This is a genomic window from Actinoplanes sp. NBRC 103695 (assembly GCF_030269485.1).
GTDB lineage: Bacteria > Actinomycetota > Actinomycetes > Mycobacteriales > Micromonosporaceae > Actinoplanes.
In genome coordinates this window covers 140,642-158,427 of sequence record NZ_BSTL01000014.1, presented here as the reverse complement: position 1 = coordinate 158,427, position 17,786 = coordinate 140,642, and the positions used below count along the sequence as shown (strand labels likewise).

Annotated in this window: 14 protein-coding genes and 1 pseudogene; 8 read left to right on the top strand and 7 right to left on the bottom strand. The window is 71.0% G+C overall.

The annotated features are described in order from the left end of the window. Positions 1-702: 702 nt before the first annotated feature. Entirely contained in the window at positions 703-1,296 is a 594-nt protein-coding gene (locus QSK31_RS25620) for a GNAT family N-acetyltransferase (protein WP_285686866.1), read from the top strand. Positions 1,297-1,530: 234 nt separating this feature from the next. Here QSK31_RS25620 and QSK31_RS25615 read toward each other — a convergent pair whose 3' ends face one another. Next, positions 1,531-1,833: a hypothetical protein gene (locus QSK31_RS25615; protein WP_285686865.1), complete on the bottom strand. Its 303-nt coding sequence runs from the start codon at positions 1,831-1,833 to the stop codon at positions 1,531-1,533. Between the two features lie 272 nt (positions 1,834-2,105). Between QSK31_RS25615 and mycP the strand changes: the two genes are divergently transcribed. From mycP to QSK31_RS25600, 3 genes are all read left to right on the top strand, one after another. Beyond that, the gene (gene mycP, locus QSK31_RS25610; protein ID WP_285686864.1) at positions 2,106-3,296 is read left to right on the top strand and encodes a type VII secretion-associated serine protease mycosin; all 1,191 of its coding nucleotides are present in this window, start codon (positions 2,106-2,108) and stop codon (positions 3,294-3,296) included. Between the two features lie 83 nt (positions 3,297-3,379). After that, positions 3,380-5,656: an FdhF/YdeP family oxidoreductase gene (locus tag QSK31_RS25605; RefSeq protein WP_285686863.1), complete on the top strand. Its 2,277-nt coding sequence runs from the start codon at positions 3,380-3,382 to the stop codon at positions 5,654-5,656. 10 nt (positions 5,657-5,666) lie between these two features. Further along, positions 5,667-6,206 (top strand): GNAT family N-acetyltransferase, encoded by a 540-nt coding sequence (locus QSK31_RS25600; RefSeq protein WP_285686862.1) that lies wholly within the window; start codon positions 5,667-5,669, stop codon positions 6,204-6,206. Here QSK31_RS25600 and QSK31_RS25595 read toward each other — a convergent pair. Beyond that, complete coding sequence (locus QSK31_RS25595; RefSeq protein WP_285686861.1) at positions 6,194-6,781, bottom strand: TMEM165/GDT1 family protein; 588 nt, start codon at positions 6,779-6,781, stop codon at positions 6,194-6,196. The genes QSK31_RS25600 and QSK31_RS25595 overlap by 13 nt on opposite strands. A 245-nt stretch (positions 6,782-7,026) precedes the next feature. On the opposite strand from QSK31_RS25595, the gene QSK31_RS25590 reads away from it, so the two are divergent. After that, a complete protein-coding gene (locus QSK31_RS25590; RefSeq protein WP_285686860.1) occupies positions 7,027-7,614 on the top strand; it encodes a class I SAM-dependent methyltransferase in 588 nt (195 codons plus the stop codon). Positions 7,615-7,674: 60 nt separating this feature from the next. After that, positions 7,675-8,597: pseudogene (locus tag QSK31_RS25585) on the top strand (isocitrate lyase/PEP mutase family protein). Between the two features lie 278 nt (positions 8,598-8,875). Here QSK31_RS25585 and QSK31_RS25580 read toward each other — a convergent pair. The 5 genes from QSK31_RS25580 to QSK31_RS25560 all read right to left on the bottom strand — a co-directional run bounded on the left by QSK31_RS25580 (position 8,876) and on the right by QSK31_RS25560 (position 15,786). Continuing rightward, positions 8,876-9,442, bottom strand: coding sequence for a PepSY domain-containing protein (locus QSK31_RS25580; RefSeq protein ID WP_285686859.1), 567 nt, complete (start codon positions 9,440-9,442; stop codon positions 8,876-8,878). 57 nt (positions 9,443-9,499) lie between these two features. Then, complete coding sequence (locus tag QSK31_RS25575) at positions 9,500-11,005, bottom strand: sensor histidine kinase (RefSeq protein WP_285686858.1); 1,506 nt, start codon at positions 11,003-11,005, stop codon at positions 9,500-9,502. After that, entirely contained in the window at positions 10,998-11,675 is a 678-nt protein-coding gene (locus QSK31_RS25570) for a response regulator transcription factor (RefSeq protein WP_285686857.1), read from the bottom strand. The genes QSK31_RS25575 and QSK31_RS25570 overlap by 8 nt, the downstream gene beginning before the upstream one ends. 78 nt (positions 11,676-11,753) lie before the next feature. Then, a complete protein-coding gene (locus tag QSK31_RS25565; RefSeq protein ID WP_285686856.1) occupies positions 11,754-13,550 on the bottom strand; it encodes a VWD domain-containing protein in 1,797 nt (598 codons plus the stop codon). A gap of 88 nt (positions 13,551-13,638) precedes the next feature. After that, positions 13,639-15,786 carry an NB-ARC domain-containing protein gene (locus QSK31_RS25560; RefSeq protein WP_285686855.1) on the bottom strand — a complete coding sequence of 716 codons (2,148 nt, stop codon included), beginning with the start codon at positions 15,784-15,786 and terminating at the stop codon, positions 13,639-13,641. Positions 15,787-15,870: 84 nt separating this feature from the next. On the opposite strand from QSK31_RS25560, the gene QSK31_RS25555 reads away from it, so the two are divergent. Together QSK31_RS25555 and QSK31_RS25550 are read left to right on the top strand one after the other, a co-directional pair. Continuing rightward, entirely contained in the window at positions 15,871-16,548 is a 678-nt protein-coding gene (locus QSK31_RS25555) for an AfsR/SARP family transcriptional regulator (RefSeq protein WP_285686854.1), read from the top strand. Beyond that, positions 16,545-17,783: a hypothetical protein gene (locus tag QSK31_RS25550; RefSeq protein WP_285686852.1), complete on the top strand. Its 1,239-nt coding sequence runs from the start codon at positions 16,545-16,547 to the stop codon at positions 17,781-17,783. The genes QSK31_RS25555 and QSK31_RS25550 overlap by 4 nt, the downstream gene beginning before the upstream one ends. The last annotated feature ends 3 nt before the right edge of the window (positions 17,784-17,786 follow it).

Genomic DNA, 17,786 nt, shown 5'->3' with positions numbered 1-17,786 from the left:
GTGGTGGGCCAGAGCGGTATTTCGGCGCGGATGCCGCGCTGGGCTACCACGGTCCGCGCGCGTGGTAGCCCAGAGCGGTCAGCGGTCTCGGATAGCGCCTGGTCCTACCACCGGCCGCGCGAGACCGGTCGGCCAGAGCGGTCGTGGCGGGCCGTCCAGGTCGGATGCCGCCTTCGGCTACCACTCTCGTGCCCGGCTACCACCCCGCGGGCCGCGGCTACCGCCCTCGTGCCGGGCTACCACTCTCGTGCCCGGCTACCACTGACCGCGCCCGGGCAGAGCCGCGAGCGGCGGCAGCGACGGTGAGCAGGCACCCGGGCGCCTGGCAGACCAAGCGAAAGCCCACGCCCGGCGAGAGCGCCGGCAGCAAGCGCACGCACCGAGGAGCCCCGGCAACGTGAGGGGTCCCGGCAACGTGAGGGGTCCCGGCAACGTGAGGGGTCCCGGCAACGTGAGGGGTCCCGGCAACGTGAGGGGTCCCGGCAACGTGAGGGGTCCCGGCAACGCGAGGGGTCCCGGCAACGCGAGCCGGACCTCCACCGCGAAGAGTCTCTAGACTAGCCACCGGCCACGGACCGGTCCGGGCTCGCCCCCGGACCGGTCCGTGAACGTCGTGAAGGCAGGTCCGCCGCGAGTCCCACGACCACGCCGTTCTACCAAACCCGACTACGGTCGGGTGGGGGACAGGACGGGAGTTGGCTCATGGACGACATCCCGGCAGGACTCGCTGATGCGCCGCGAGGGCCACGGAACTCCTCAACGACAGCCGGGCAGTTAGCCGTCCTTCGTGATCCTTCCGGGGTATCGGCCTCGCCGCCGGGCGATGTGCGGATGGAAGTGCTCGGAGTGGATCATCCAGACAGCGCCGCACTGCTCAGGGCGTTCCGCGAGCAACAGCTGAAGCGTTACGGCTACGCCGACCCCGCCGATGTTCCGCGGGCGGACTATGCCCCGCCGCTGGGCACCTTCGTGGTGATGTACGACCACGAGCGACCGGTCGGGTGCGGCGGATGTCGCTGGTACGACCAGCAGGCCGGGACGGCGGAGATCAAGAAGACCTATCTCTCGCCCATTGCGAGAGGTCGCGGATGGGGTCGGTTGTTGATGCGGTGGCTCGAGGAGCAGGCGGTCGGCTGGGGTGCCGGGCAGCTGATCCTGGAGACCGGAGTCCGGAACGCCGCGGCAATCGATCCATTCACGCGCTGTGGCTATTCGCCCACCCGTGGATATGTGGAAGGGCGCGATCCTGTGATCAATCGCGCATTCGCCAAACGGCTGACGAGAACATTCACGTAGTTCACCGCTACCGGCGGGTTTCGCGCAATACCAGGGTTGCGACCATATGCCGCGCCCGCCTGGACTGGTCGACTGGAACCGCGAAGTCGACTGGAACCGCGAATCGGAACCGGCCGGTCCAGAACTGCTTCCGGCGCTCGACCGGTTCACGGTGGACGGCCGAGGCCTCGCTGGACCGCTCGCGAAGCACGAAGTAGACCGGGGTCTCGGTGGGGTGATGACTCCGGCGCATGATCATCCGGCCGCCGGTGGCGTTGTAGGCGTCCCGGATGTTGGTGTCCGACGCGATGCGCGAGACGAACCAGTAGGCGACGCGATGCGCGGGACGAACCAGTAGGCCATGTGGATCCCGACCCGCCGGTACGGGTCGGGGGAGCCGGGCGGCAGGACGGCCCGGCGCAGGCGCGACCCCTGGCCGTCCGCGCCCACCACCAGGTCGTAGCCGTCCGGGTCGCCGTCCTCCTTGCTCACGCCGAAGACGTACTCGACGTCGTCCTTCGTCGCCTCGTGCAGGATGCGCACCAGATCGCCGCGCATGATCTCGTACTCGGAGGTCAGCGACTGCCGGCCTCTGCCGGACGTGTTCGCCGTGATTGTCGCTCGCGCCCGGCCCCTGGCGTCGACGAAGCTGACGCCGATTCACCGTCGGCAGTGTGCTCGAGGAGCAGGCGGACTCCGGCGCGGCGGCGGTGGATCACGAGGCGGCGTTCGAGGCGGGGCCGGCGCTCATCCTGGACGGTCTGGCGCTGCGGTCCTGAGAACCACTAATCTCCTGCAACGTGTCGTCCGGTGGGGAGCGTTGGATCCGTGTGGCCGCCGGTGTTGTCGCCGGCATGTTCGCCGCGCTCGGGTTGCCCGCCACGGCGGCTCTCGCCGACGACTCGGTCCGTTCCGAGCAGTGGCATCTGCGTACGCTCAATGTGGCCGGTGCCTGGAACTGGTCGATGGGTGCCGGTGTCACGGTCGCGGTGATCGACTCCGGCGTCGACGCCCGGCACGCCGATCTGCGGGGTCAGGTGCTGACCGGCGTCGATCTGGTGGACGACAAGGGCGACGGCGAGACCGACCTGGTCGGGCACGGCACGACGGTCTCGGCGATCATCGCCGGCAAGGACGACGGTGCCGGAGTGGTCGGCATCGCACCCAGGGCCAAGATCCTGCCGGTCCGGGTCCTCGACCAGGAGAACCGGTACAACGACGCGCTGATCGTGGCCAAGGGTGTGCGCTGGGCGGCCGACCACGGCGCCCGGGTGATCAACCTTTCGCTGGGCGGCAACAGCAGCAGCGCTGCGCTGGCGGCGGCGATCGACTACGCCTTCGCCAAGGACGTCGTGGTGGTCGCCTGCACCGGCAACGTGGGCACCTCGTCGTCGACCGGCGTCTGGTATCCGGCCCGCGAGCCCGGCGTGATCTCGGTGGCGGGGACGGAGCGGTCCGGTGACGCGCTCTGGTCCGGCTCGAACTTCGGGCCGGCGACGGTGGTTGCCGCACCCGCGACCCAGATCATGGGCGTCTATCCCAGCGGCTACAAGAAGGCCAGCGGCACCAGCTTCGCCGCGCCGATGGTCTCCGGGACGGCGGCGTTGATCCGTGCCCGCTGGCCCGAGATGCCCGCGGGTGAGGTGGTCAACCGCATCATCAGGACGGCCCGCGACCGGGGTGCGGAGGGCCGCGACGACAAGTACGGCTTCGGTCTGGTCGACCCGACCGGCGCCCTGACCGCGGAGATTCCCGCGGTGGCCGGGAACCCACTGGACACGTCCCCGGCGCCCGGCGTGGCCCGCCTGGGCAGTCGCCGGGTGTCCGGCTCGGCCCAGGCGGCTCCCGACAACTTCCCCGGGATCGCGCGGGCCCCCGCCGAGAAGGCCGGCATCGGGGTCGCGGCACGTCCGGCGGGGGACGACGAGAGATCCGCACGCTGGTGGCCCGCGGCCGTGCTGCTCCTCATCTCGGCGGGTGCGGGCATGGTGATCATCCGTCGCATCCGTCGCGTTCTGTGACATCGCAGACAGCCGCTGGCCGATGGATGTGTAACCCGGGCACCGTAGGGCACTACAGGGTTTGATCAATCTCTGGAGTGGTGATGCCTTCCAAGCCTGACGAGGATGCGCGCCTCAGGGTGCGCCCACCCGCCGACCATGCTGCCGGTCTCAAGGCGGTCCAGGTCAGCATGGCCAGGGCCGTGGGTCAGATGGGCGTGGTCAAGGCCACCCGCAACCTGCTCACCCTCAACCAGGCCGACGGCTTCGACTGCATGAGCTGCGCCTGGCCCGATCCGCAGGGCCACCGGCACACCGCCGAGTTCTGTGAGAACGGCGCCAAGGCGGTGTCCTGGGAGGGCGTCCGCGACACCGTCGGCCCGGCGTTCTTCGCCGAGCACTCGGTCGCGTCCCTGTCCGAGCAGACCGATCACTGGCTGGAGAAACAGGGCCGGCTTACGCATCCGATGGTCCGCCGTCCGGGCGGCACGCATTATGAGCCGCTCTCCTGGGGTGAGGCGTTCGCCCTGGTCGGCGAGCACCTGCGCGGCCTGGCACACCCCGACGAGGCGGTCTTCTACACCTCGGGGCGGGCCAGCAACGAGGCGGCGTTCCTCTACCAGCTGCTCGCCCGGGCGTACGGGACGAACAACCTGCCGGACTGCTCGAACATGTGCCACGAGTCGACATCTGTCGCGCTGGCCGGCACCATCGGCATCGGCAAGGGCTCGGTGACCCTGGAGGACCTGCACGAGGCCGACCTGATCGTGGTGTCCGGCCAGAACCCGGGCACGAACCATCCCAGGATGCTCACGGCGCTGGAGATCGCGAAGCGGGACGGCGCCAAGATCCTGGCCATCAACCCGCTGCCCGAGGCCGGTCTGCTCAAATTCGACAACCCGCAGAAAGCGCGCGGGCTGGCCGGGCGGGGCACCGAGCTCGCCGACACGCTGCTGCAGATCCGCTCCAACGGCGACCTGGCGCTCTGGCAGGCCATCGGCCATCTGCTGCTCAAAGCGGAGGAGGCGGCCCCCGGCACGGTGCTCGACCGCGCGTTCATCGACGGGAGCACCACCGGGTTCGAGGCGTGGGCCGCGCACGTACGCGACATCGACCGCGAAGCGGTCCTGGCCGCCACCGGCTTGACCTGGCAGCAGATCGAGGACGCCGCGGCGATGCTGGCCGGCGCGAAACGCATCGTGCACTGCTGGGCGATGGGCATCACCCAGCACCACAACGCCGTCAACACGATCAAGGAATTCGTCAACGTCGCGCTGGCCCAGGGCATGATCGGCCGGCCGGGCGCCGGCCTCTGCCCGGTCCGCGGGCACTCCAACGTGCAGGGCGACCGGTCGATGGGCATCTGGGAGAAGGCGCCGGACTTCTTCCTCGACGCGCTCGGCGCCGAGTTCGGCTTCGATCCGCCCCGCGAGCACGGCTACGACGCGGCCGCATCGGTCCGCGCGTTCCGTGACCGCAAGGCGAAGGTGTTCGTGGCGCTCGGCGGCAACTTCGTGGCCGCCATGTCCGACACCGAGGTCACCGCCGCGGCGATGCGCGGCGCCGAGCTCACCGTGCAGATCTCCACCAAGCTCAACCGCAGCCACCTCGACGCGGGCGCGACCGCGCTGATCCTGCCCACGCTGGGCCGCACCGAGCAGGACCTCACCGGCGGCACGGTGCAGCGGATCACCGTGGAGGACTCCATGTCCGAGGTGCACGCCTCCCGCGGCCGCTCCAAGCCCGCCGGCCCGCTGCTGCGCTCCGAGGTCGACATCGTGTGCGGCATCGCGGCAGCCACGCTCGGCGACCGGCACGGCATCGACTGGCGCGCGTTCACCACCGACTACGACCGCATCCGTGACCGTATCGGCAACGTGGTGCCCGGCTGTTCCGGCTACACCGAGCGCGTCGACAACGGCGGCTTCACCATGCCGCATCCGCCGCGCGACACCCGCACCTTCACGACCCCCGAGGGCCGGGCGGTCTTCTCGGTCAGCCCCCTCGAGGTGCTCCAGGTGCCGCCGGGCCGGCTGATCCTGCAGACCCTGCGCAGCCACGACCAGTTCAACACCACGATCTACGGGCTGGACGACCGCTACCGCGGCATCAAGGCCGGCCGCCGCGTCGTCTTCATCAGCAAGGCGGACCTCGACGAGCTCGGCTTCGTCGACGGCGACCACGTCGACCTGGTCTCCGAGTGGGTCGACGGCGAGCGCCGCGCACCCCGCTTCCGCCTGGTCGAGTACTCGACGCCGAAAGGCTGCGTGGCCGCCTACTACCCGGAGACGAACCCGCTCGTGCCCCTGGACTCGCAGGCGGCGGAGAGCGGCACGCCCACGTCCAAGGCCGTGATCGTCCGCCTGGAGCCGGCCACGTAGGGTCCGTTCCATGGTGGACTGGGTGACGCTCGAACTGGACATCGCGAACTTCGACGATGCGCTCTTCGAGCATCACCTGCGACGGGCTCGGTCGTCGGGCACGCGGTTCACGACCATGGCCGAGCTCGGCGATGCGCCCGAGCACCGCCGGGCGCTCTATGACCTCAACAAGACGTGCTCGTCCGACATCCCGGGCCGCGGCCTGTTCTACACGTACGACGAGTACGTCACCCAGCGCATCGATGTGGCCACCTACGATCCCCGCGGTGTCATCGTCGCCCTCCAGGACTTCGCGTGGATCGGGATGTCCGCCACCTCCCTGCGCCCGGACGACGGGTATGCCTTCGCCGAGATGACCGGAGTGCTCGCACCCCATCGCGGCAAGGGGCTGTCCCTGGCGTTGAAACTGCTCGCGATTCGCTTCGCCCGATCGTCGGGCTACCAGCGCCTGGTGGCGTTCCACCACCCCGGCAACCACGCCGCGATCGCGATGAACCGGCGGCTGGGCTTCGCGGACGCCGTACCCGATCAGGCCCGTCAGGTCAGCTGACTGACCGCGTCGATCAGCAGCACGACGCCGAAGATGGCGAAGAGCGCCGCGGCGCCGTACTTGATGGCCTTCTCCGGCAGGCGCTTGCCCAGGAAACGTCCGAGCAGGATGGCGAGGGCGTCGGCGGCGACCATGCCGATCGTCGAGCCGACCCAGGTGCCCAGCCAGCCGTGCTGGGTGGCCAGCGTGATCGTGGCGAGCATCGTCTTGTCGCCGAGCTCGGCCAGGAAGAACGCGACGCTGACCGCGACGATCGCCGACCGGTTCGTCCTCTCCGCCTTGCCCTTCTCCTCGTCGCTCAGTGAGTCACCGCGCAGCGTCCAGGCCCCGAAGGCGAGGAACGCGAGACCGGCGACGAGCGCGATCCAGCCGGTCGGCAGCGCGGCGCCCAGGCCGTACCCGATGCCCACCGAGACGGCGTGCACGACAGCCGTGGCCACGGTGATGCCGATGAGCACCGGCAGCGGTTTGAAGCGGGTGGCGAACGTCATCGCCATCAGCTGCGACTTGTCGCCCAGCTCCGCGACGAAGATGACACCGAAGCTGATTGCCAGCGCGGCAAGGAACCCGTCCACGAAAAAAGCCTCTCCACATCATGGCCGGGCGGGCACGAACGACCTCGACCCGGCGTTTCAGCCGAATCGAAGGTCTCGCCCGCCTCACCAGGTGGTGAGGCTGCGTGGCCGGGCGCGAACCGCACACCAGTATGTCGACCATCGCATTGGGAGCTACTCCCCTTCGCGTGATCCAACCTATCGGGAAGTTTGCCGAAGTCGCAAAGACTTTGGCCTGTGATCCGCGCATCAGGCAGGTTGAGGGCATGGATGCGGAATTCTGGGACGAGCGGTATCGGAGCCGGGAACGGCTGTTCAGCGGCGCGCCCAACGGGGTGCTCGTCGACGAGGTGAAGGGCCTGACGCCCGGGCAGGCGCTCGACGTCGGCTGCGGCGAGGGCGGCGACGCGCTCTGGCTGGCCCGGCAAGGATGGCGGGTCACGGCCACCGACATTTCGCGTACGGCCCTCGAACGCGCCGCAGCCGAGGGCGCCGACGTCGCCGACCGGGTGGCCTGGATCCACGGCGACCTGACCAGCATGCCGCCGCCCGCCGGCAACTTCGACCTGGTGTCCGCCCACTACTTCCCGCTGCCACTGCACAAGGACGTGACCGGCCTGCTCGACGCGGTGGCGCCGGGCGGCACGCTGCTCTTCGTCGGCCACGACCTGGCCGGGCTGCCCGCGGACATGGATCCCGACCCGCGCGGCTTCTACCAGCCCAGCCAGGTCGCCGACCTGCTGGACGCGTCGTGGGTGGTGGAGGTCAACGAGACGAGGCCGAGGACGGCGGCCAACCCCGAAGGCGCCCACCACACCCACGACACGGTCCTGCGGGCGCGGCGCGTGCAGTAGCCGTATTGAACTAGCCTCCTAGGATGCCTACGGGTTGTGCGGCACGTTGCCTGGCCGACGATGATGTCTGAAACTCGCCAGCCAGGCTGCGGTCGATCGGCAAGACTCGTCCACGGTGGATCACCGGACGGGGAGAGTGGAATGGTCGGGGACAAGACGATCGCGCGGGCACGGCTGCTGCGGGAGCTGCACGAGGGGCTGCACGAGGGGCTGCACGAGGGCTCGGTGCTGGTACTGCCGAACGCCTGGGACGCGGCCAGCGCCGCCCTGGTGGCGCGCGCCGGGGCGCGGGCGGTGGCCACCACCAGCGGGGGCGTTGCGTGGGCGTTCGGCCGTGCCGACGGTGAGGGCCTGACCCGCGACGAGACGGTCGCCGCGGTGGCCCGCATCGCCGCGGCGGTGGACGTGCCGGTGACCGCGGATGTCGAGAGCGGCTACGGCGAGACTCCCGAGGACGTGGCGGACACGATCCGGTCGGTGATCGGGGCCGGCGCCGCCGGGTCAACATCGAGGACGCCCGCCCGGCCGACGGGAAGCTGCGCACAGTCGAGGAGCAGGCGCCGCGCATCCGGGCGGCCCGCGAGGCCGCGTTCCCCGAGTTCGTGATCAACGTCCGCACCGACGTCTACCTGCGTCAGGTCGGCGACCCCGCCGATCGGTTCGACGACGTGTTGTCCCGCGCGGACGGTTACGCGAAGGCTGGAGCGGACTGCCTGTTCGTGCCGGGCCTGCTCCACCTGGAGACGCTGAGCAGGCTCGTCGAGGCGTCCCCGCTCCCGGTCAACGTGATGACCGGCCCGGGAGGCCCCACGATCGCCGAGCTGGCCGCGATCGGCGTCCGCCGGATCAGCGTCGGCACGGCGCTGGCCCAGGCCGCCTACGCGGTGGCCGACCGGGCCGCCCGCGAGCTGCTCACCACCGGCACCTACACGTCCCTCGAGCCGAACGTCAGCTACCCCGACCTCAACGCCCTCTTCTCCTGAGAGGAAGGCTTCGACGCAGCGAGGGCCGTCGTGGCCGGCCATCCAGGTCGGGCGCCGGCTGCGCTGAGGCACCGGGACGTGGGCGACCCCCCTCCTGGCGTCTGGCGATCACATCGCCGGTCGGCGTGGGCTGATCCGGACCGATCCGCCGGCCTGACGCCAAAGGATCGACCCGGTGGCCCGCCCCGAGCCGACGGATCGGCTGGGCGGGCCTGGCCCTGCGCCGACGGATCGGCCGGGCTGGCCGGACCCCCGGGTATGCATCGGATCGGCGGCTGTCAGCCGGCGGTCTTGCGCAGGACCTTGAAGGCGGCGTCGAGCTCGACATCCCACTCGGCGTTGGCGGCGTCGCGGATGTCGACCTCGTAGGCCACGCCGGGGTCGTCGCTCGCCGACACGTCGAGGACGGTGCCGCCGGCGACTGCGCCCTTGGCCGCCTGCTCGGCCGATGCCCGCTCGGTGGCGCTCAAGACGCGGTCGCCGGCGTCGGGAGTGTCACCGGCGCCGGCGCTGCTGCCGGCGTCGGGGGTGTCGTCGGCGTCGGGCGCGTCGGCCTCCTGGCCGAGCACCTTGAGGTCCTTGTCGAGCGTGACCTCCACCTCGGAGCCGTCCTGCTTGCGCACGTCGACCTCGTAGGCCACGCCCTGGTCGTCGCCGGCCTCGACATCCGACGCGGTGCCGCCGCCTGCGGCCCGGACGGCGGCCTCGGCCACCCGGTCGCGTTCGCCGCCGGTGACGTCGGCGTTCGCCGCGGAGGCCCACACGGTGCCGCCGACCCCGAGGGCGACGACCGCGGCCAAGGTGGGGAGGATGATGCGCTTGCTGCGGAGCTTCGCTGTATTCATGGGTACAGGTTGCCGCGATGTTCCTGAATCCAGCCTGAATGCGGCTGAAAGGCTTTTTCAGGAAGGAAATCGCACGACGAAGCGGGCGCCGCCCAGGTCGGAGTCGGTGATGGTGACGGTTCCGCCGTGGGCGGTGACGATCTCCCGGACGATGGCCAGGCCCAGGCCGCTGCCGCCGGCGTCGCGGGCACGCGCCTCGTCCAGTCGCGCGAAACGCTCGAAGACCTGCTCGCGCCGGTCGGGGGAGATTCCGCCGCCGTCGTCCTCGACGATCAGCTCGACCACGCCGCCGGTGTCGCGGACCGCGACGGCCACGGTCGTGCGGGCGTGCCGCGCCGCGTTGTCCATGAGGTTACGCACCACCTGGGCGAGCGCGGTGGCGTCGCCGTGCACGCGACCGGCGCCGATCCCCGAGGTCCGCACGGTCGGCGCCGCCCGCTCGGGAGACGGAGGCCCAGCGGTGGGCGAGCGGCCCGCGGGGGGAGAGGCGGTCGCAGGGCCTGCGGGGGAGGAGGCGGGCGAGGGACGCACGGGGGCCGAGGCGGGCGAGGGACGCGCAGGGGCCGAGGGACGCGATGGGGGCGAGAGGCCCGGGGTGGGCGAGGAGCGCTCGGGCAGGGCGTCGGTGGCCGTGAGCCGGGCGGCCTCCACGAGGGCGAGGTCGTCGAGGTCGACATCCTGGCGGGTGCTGATGACCACGCCGTCGTCGGCGCGGGCCAGGGTGAGGAGCTGTTCGAGGAGGCGTTGCATGCGGGTGGCCTCCTCCCAGACCGTCTCGGCCAGCCGGCCCTCGGGGAGCGCGCCGGGGTGGGCGCCCGCCACCTCGGTCGCCTGGCGGATGCTGGCCAGCGGGGAGCGCAGCTCGTGGGAGGCGTCGGCGACGAACTGCTGCTGCCGGGAGCGGGCGGCCGCCAGGCGTTCGAGCATTCGGTTCATGGTGTGCGCCAGGCGGTGGATCTCGTCGCGCGCGGGCGGTTCGGGGATGCGGCGGTCGAGGCGGTCGCCGGTGATGGACTCGACCTCGCGGCGGATGCGTTCCACAGGGGCGAGCGCCCGGGTCACCACGACCCAGGTGGTGCCGCCGACCAGCAGCAGGAGCAGTGGCAGACCGATGAGCAGAGGTCGCAGCAGGGCGGCGGTCGAGTCGTCGACCTCCTCCAGGGAGCCGGCCACCGAGACGGTCCACCGGTCGCCGCGGGTCACGACGACGAGGTAGTCGGGATCTGCGCCGGGGATGCGGACCGTGTCGGTGTCTCGTGTCGGCAACGGCGAACGCAGAGCCTGGGAGGAGGAGACCACGGCGCCGGTGGCGTCGGTGATCTGCCAGATGAAGTCCGGATCGTCGTCGTCCAGCAGAGATGAGGGTGGCCGGTCGAGGCTCGTGGCCAGCTCGGCCGCGCGCTGTTCCGCGGCGCTCTCCACCCCGTCACGCAGGGACTCGCGGACCAGGAACAGCAGGGCCGCCGCCCCGGCGAGCAGCGCGACCGCCACCACGACCACGGCCGCCGCGGTCGTGCGCAGCCGTACCGAGGCGCGGCCGAGCCGGGCCCGGCGCTCAGCCACCGTTGCTCACCAGGCGGTAGCCGGCGCCCCGCAGCGTCTGGATCGCCTCGCGGCCGAACGGCCGGTCGAGTTTGTTGCGCAGGTGCCGGATGTAGACCTCGACGATGTTCGGGTCGCCGTCGAAGCCGAAATCCCACACCGCCTCGAGGATCTGCGACTTGGAGACCACGTCGCCGCGGTGGCGGGCCAGGAACAGCAGCACCGAGAACTCGCGCGCGGTCAGCGGGACCTCGGCCGGGCCGCGCCACACGCGGCGGGCGGACGGGTCGATGCGGATGTCGCCCACCGAGATCTCGGTCGGCCGCTCCCGGGCGCCGCGCCGCACGACCGCCCGCAGGCGTGCCACCAGCACGGGGAAGGAGAACGGCTTGGTCAGGTAGTCGTCGGCGCCGGTGTCGAGCCCCTCGACCTGGTCCCACTCGCCGTCCTTGGCGGTGAGCATCACGATCGGCGTCCAGTCCTGCTCGGCCCGCAGCGTCGCGCACACCTGGTAGCCGTTGACGCCGGGCAGCATGAGGTCGAGGACGATCGCGTCGTAGGAATGCTCGCGCGCCAGCCACAGCCCGTCGACCCCGTCGTGTGCCAGGTCGACCGCGAAGCCCTCGGCCCGCAGCCCGGCCCGCACCGACTCGGCCAGCCTCTTCTCGTCGTCGACCACCAGCACGCGCATGCGACTCATAGTGCCCCAGGGAAGCTGAACCCACGCTGAAGGCGGCCGGCACGAGGCCGGCCGCCCGTTACAGCGGGATCAGTTGCCGTCGAGCACCGGCGGCGGCTGGCCGACGTACCAGGCTGCCGCTTCCTTGCCGAGGACGGCGACGTCGAGCGTGCACGCCTCGAGCCAGCCCGCCGCGATCTCCTTCTGGCGGCAGATCGCCTGCGCCCGTTCGCGGATCTTCGGCTCCAGGTCCTTGGCGAAGAACGGCTTGTCGGGGTTGCTCTCCTCGGTCTTCTCGCCGCAGACCGAGAGCAGCGAGTCCGACGGCTTGACCCGCCAGCTGTCGCCGTACTTGTGGTAGAGGTCGTCGAAGGACAGCGGCACCGCGAAGACCGTGCTGTCACGGGACTCGAGCAGCTTGACGTCGTTGTCGGGGTTGCCGAGCAGACCGCGGACCTTGGTCGGCCAGGTGCCGACGCCGACCTCCACGTCGAGGTATCCGTTGCGCGGGGTCACCGTGACGCTGTTGCCCTCCTCGTCGGTGATCACGTACTTGCCGTTGCCGGTCCTGGTGACGTTGACTCCGGTGGGCAGCACCAGCGGCTCGTCCTTGAGTTCGACCTTCTCGCCGTCGACGACGAGGGCCGGTCCGGCGCAGACGGCCACCCGGCTCTTGCCCATCCGGGCGCCGACGGCCTGGTTGACCGACGCGTTCGGCCAGGTCGGCGCGCCGGAGATGTGCCGCGCCTGCACCTCGAAGTCGGGGCCGACCTCGGCGAGCGTGTAGTCGCCGACGCCCTGGAAGTCGTAGTACAGGCCGGCCACGGTGTGCGCGTGGACGTCGCCGACGGTGACCGCCGCGGCGCAGTTGGCCACCGAGCCGCCGCTGTGCTGGTTGAAGATCAGGGCCGGCCCGGGCTGGGACGGCGCCGGGGCGGACGGGCCGAAGCTGAGGTTGTTGGTCTCGCCGGTGAACCCGGTCGCCACGCAGGTGGGTGCGGCGCGGCCACCGTAGATCACCCGGTTCCGCACGGTCATCGAGGCGCCGGGGTTGAAGCTGAACATGCCCCCGCCGTCCTCGTTGCCGCCGAAGCCGAACACGTTGAACTCGGCGGTGGTCCAGCCCGCCGCGGCGTTCACCGAGTTGTCACCCGTACGCGTGAATGCCGTGGTCCCGACGAACAGGGTCGCGCTGTCCGCGGCCGCGCTCGCCTGGCCGGACAGGCTCAGGTTGCCGAGGTTGGCGGCCACCTGATTCGGTACGAGCGTCGCCCCGCCGCCGTTGTTGCGGAAGCAGAAGATGTCGCCGCCCCCGCCGAACTGGAACTGGTTCCAGCCGCCCGGGCAGGTGGTGTTGAAGTTGAGCAGCCAGTACTGGATGAACACGAAGCCGTTCGACCCGTCGTTGGCGTAGACGAACTGTTCCCAGCCGCGGCAGCCCGGGTTCGGTGATCCGGCGCAGGCCGTGCTGGCGAAGAAGTTGGTGTTCATCTGCAGCGTGTACGCGTTGGCGATCGACGGTCCCGTGTTGCCGATCGGCCCGCTGCCACTGCTCACGTTGACGTTCTCGAAGGAGCCGATCGCGGTCTGGATGAAGCTGCCGGCAGGTACGCGCGCCGCGACGTCGGAGCCGTTGCCGACCACGAGCGGCCGGGCGCCGTCCTTGGGCGTCATCGGCACCTTCGGCGAGGCGACGCACGCCGCCGGTTTCCAGTCGGTGGCCGGGTATTCGGTGGTGAAACATCCCGCGGACGCCGGTCGCGACACTTTCGAGACCTGGTTCTGCCAGTCCCGCAGACCGGGTCTGGCCGGATCAGCGGCGTTGGCGACGGTGGCGACGCTCAACACCAGTAGGACGGAGCCGAGCAGGCCCCAGATTTTCCTCATGACCGTTCCTCCCCTGACAAACCACGAATGGTCCGGCTCAGGAGACGGCGGTTGCTGCTTCCGAAACAACGGGGGAACTGCTGCCGCGCTAAGTCAGATATCCGAATCTCTGCATGAGGATCCGGACCTTGGCCTCGCGCCGGGACTGCCCGAGCCGCTGGTAGAGCCGCAGCGCCTCGCCGAAATGCGCGCGGGCCGGGTCGAATTTCTCCTGGGCGTGATAGTCGGCGCCGAGGCAGCGGTTGGTGAGCGCGAGGATGTGCTCGTTGTCCGCCGCGATCTCCATCGCCTCCCGGTGGTAGCGGAGCGCTTCGGAGACGCCGATCTCGAAGTGGGCCGAGCCGAGATTGTTGAGGAAGATCGCCTCGGCGGCGCGGTCGCCGAGGGCGCGGCTGAGCTCGACACCGCGCGACGTCAGATCCCTCACCAGGGCGAAGTCGCGCCGCCGGAACGCCGCCACGCTGTGTGCCTCGAGCGTGCGCATGGTGCCGACCTCGTCGGAGGTCGCCGCTGCCAGCGCGTACGCCTGGGTGAAGGTCTGTTCTGCCTCTGCCTGCCGGCCGTCCTCGGCGAGCGCCTTGGCGATCACGCTGAGCAGGATCACCTGCCGTTGCGACGTCGGCGCGAGGGCGAGCGCGGCCCGGTAGGACGTGACGGCGGCCGGGTAGTCCTCCTCGTTGAAGCTGGCGTTGCCGCGCTTGCTGAGCAGCAGGTGCTGGTCGCCGTGGCCGGACGCGATGGCCTGGTCGAGCAGCCGCAGCAGCGGGAGCGTGTGACCGTGCGTATCCAGGTACCCGCAGGACGCGAGGCTCGTGACGATGGCCGGGTCGGAGGCGGCCGCCGCCACGATGTTGTCCAGCTCGCGAGCCAGAAGATCATGATCATCCGCGTACGCCACGACGAAGTCGAGAACGCGCGGCGGAACCGGCGTCAGCACCGACCGGGCGTAGCCGACCGTCAGGTCGTGGAGCACGTAGACGCCCGCCGAGCGCTTCGCGAAACTCACGTCCACCAGCGCGTTCAGCGCCGCGCGGGACCGGTTGAGGCTGATCCCGAGGCAGCAGGCCAGCAGCTGCGGCGTGATCGTGCCGCTGGCCAGCCCGCCGATCGCGCCCAGCGCCGCCCGCGCGTCGGCCTGGGGGAACGCGTCGATCGTGGTGTCCAGCAGGCGGCGCGCGTTCTCCCGGCCGGGTGCGGCGAACCCGGCCGGCATGGCCAGGTCGTGCGGCGAGCCGTCGACCTCCTGACGAAGGTCGGCCGGGTTCAGCGCGTACTGGCGCAGGCGGTGCCCGGCGATCTCGATCAGGTACGGGTGGTGCCACAGGTCGCGGCACAGCGCCGCGGCGTCCGGGTGCCCGGCGTACGCGTCCTCGCGCGCGTGGTGGGCGAGCAGCCGGGTCGCCTCGGCCGGTTCCAGCCCGTCCACCTCGATCTGATGCTCGACGCCCAGCTTGAGCCGGGACGTGACCAGCACCGAGATCCCGGCCGGGATCGCCCGCAGCACGGTGTGCAGGGCGGCCGCGTTCCAGACGTCGTCGAGCACGCACAGGCGTACGCCGATCTCGACGAGCTGCCGGCCGATCGTCATCAGCCGCGCGTCGCCCGCGGCCGGGACGCCCGCGCCCAGCCCCAGCGCGGTGGCCAGGCAGCGGGCCAGCCCGTCGAGCAGCACGTCCTCGTCGGCGCTGCCGGTGCGCAGCCAGAGATAAGGGCCCTGACGCGCGTCCACCGACCGGTCGGCGATGGTGGCCGCGATCGCGGTCTTCCCGGCGCCGCCCAGCCCGTGCAGCAGCACCCGCCCGCCGTCGTCGAGCCGGGAGCTCACCGCTTCGATCATCCGCTGCCGGCCGACCATCAGCTCCGGCCGGTTCAGCCGGTTCACCGCCGTGTCGAAGAGGATCACATCCAGCCGGGTGGTCCCTTCCGCGTCGGCGGTCCACCCCGGCTTCTCCGCCACCGCGCGCCGATCATTGCGTACGGTGGCGGCAGCGCGCCGCAACACCTCGGCATGGGCGGGGTCGCCGTCCAGATAGGCGACGATCGCCTGCAGCCGCTCGGGACCGATCGGGCGCGCGCCGGTGAAGAACGCCGACACGGTGCCGGCGACCAGCCCCACGGCCTTGCCGATCCGGGCCATCGACGGCTGGCCGTGCGCGCGGTGCAGATCGTCGAGATACTCCAGAAGCTCACGTTCCGGTCCGCCGGCCGGCCACCGGTGCTTGCTGAACCCGGCCAACGCCCCTCCACTGTTTCAGCAGAACTTCAGCAGTTCCGCAGCAGCACTGTTCTGGTTGTACCTGGTCGGCGCACGCTTGCCGACATGCAAAAGCGATTACGGTTCACCGGTTTCGGGATCTTCTCGGCCGAAGTGGACGGTGTTGACGCCGATCTGCCACCGATCACCCGGACCATGCTCGCCCGGCTGGTGCTCGCCCGGGGCGGCCTGGTCTACGCCGACGACCTCTACGCCGACGCGTGGCCCGCCCCGGCCCCGGTGGTGCGGCGCGAGCAGCGGGTCGGCGTCCACAAGCGGATCGGCGAGCTGCGCCGCTGTCTCCCGCCCGGCCTGCTGGTCACCGAACGCGGGGCGCGCACCGGCTACCGGCTGCTGCTCGACGGCGGCGAGGTGGACCTGTACGTGTTCGCCGGCACGGTGTTCCGGGCGGCGGCGGCCCACGACGAGGTCGGCGTGGACCTGCTGATCGCGGCGCTGGGCATGTGGACCGAGACGCCGCTGCTCGGCCTGCCGGACAAGGCGTTCGTCGCCGATCACCGGGACCGGCTGGCCCGGTTGCGCGATCGGGCCTGCCGCGCGCTGGTCACCGGCTGCGTGGCGATGGACCGTACCCGGGAGGCGGTGGCCGCCCTGGACCGGCTGCAGGTGTGCAATCCGGAGGACATCGGACTGCGTGATCTGGTGGACGGGCTGATTCGCGATCTGCTTTCCGTCAGTTCCGTTGTGCCGGCCGTCTCATCCCGACAGTCTGCGTTCTTATGAGACCCGCTCTCGGAGTCCTGCTCGCCCTGACTCTCATCGCCGTCCCGGCCCCCGCCTCCGCTGTCCCTGCCACGCCGGTTCCGGGAAGTGTCGCCGTCCTCGTCGTCGACGACTTCGGGCTGGGCAAGAACCCCAAGGCCCGCTCCGGTACGCGCGACGACAACTGCACCGTCGGCGTCAACGAGGTCGGCTCCAACGGCGCCGGCGACGACCTGCCGCCGTCCGGCCATTCGCACGGCGAACTCGTGTACCGCGTACTCAGGGACGAATTGACGACCGTCGCCGGCGCACCGCCGGACGTCGACACCGGCACCCTCACCGAGTGGACCTATGTCATCTCCGGCGAGAAGTACGCGCTGCGCGAGGTGGCCGTGCACGCCGACCGCTACCGCGTCGACGAGCTCCTCGCCGGCCTCCGCGACCAGATCGCCGCGCTGCGCAAGGACGGCTTCGAGCGCATCGTGCTCAACCTCAGCTTCGTGGTGGTGCCCTGCGACGTGGTCGGCTGGCTCGGCGACAAGTCCCTCGACGAGCTGCTGGCCACCTACGACGACATGATCGGCGGCGACCCGACCGGCGAGCTGAAGGACGCCCTGAAGGACTACCTCGACGGCTCGGGCAAGCTCGACCCCGCTCTGGTACGCGCCGGCGCCTTCACCACCACGCTGCTGCGGGATGCTCGCCTCGCCTCGCTGCGGTCCCCGTTGACCGGCGCGTACTACCGCACGATCGACGTCCGCGAGTTCAACCCCGAGAAGCCGCCGCTGGCCCGGCTGATCCACGACCAGGCCTGGGCCGGTTTCCGCCGCGACCACTCGTCGCTGACGATCGTCCCGGTGGCCGCGGCCGGCAACGGCGTCCGCGACGCCAAGGGCAACCGCATCGGCCTGCCGTTCCCGTTCGCGCCCGCGCTGTGGGACTTCGTGGCCAGCGCCGGCGTCGACGCCGAGCCGAAGATCGCCGAACGCTTCAACTCCGGCGAGGTCACGCTCGACGCGACCGGCCCGGCCGCCCTGCTCCCGGACAGCTTCGGCAGCTCCTTCGCGGCGCCCCGGCTGAGCGCCCTGCAAGCGAAGTATCTGGCCGAGACCGGCGCGACGGCCTGCGGCGGCACCCCGTCGATGGGCTACGTCGACCTGGCCGGCTCGCCGCCGCTCAACCTCGAGACCAACTCACCCTGGAAGAACCAGGGCAAGCCGTCCTGGCCCGGCATCTGCGCGGACTTCCCGACCTAGGTC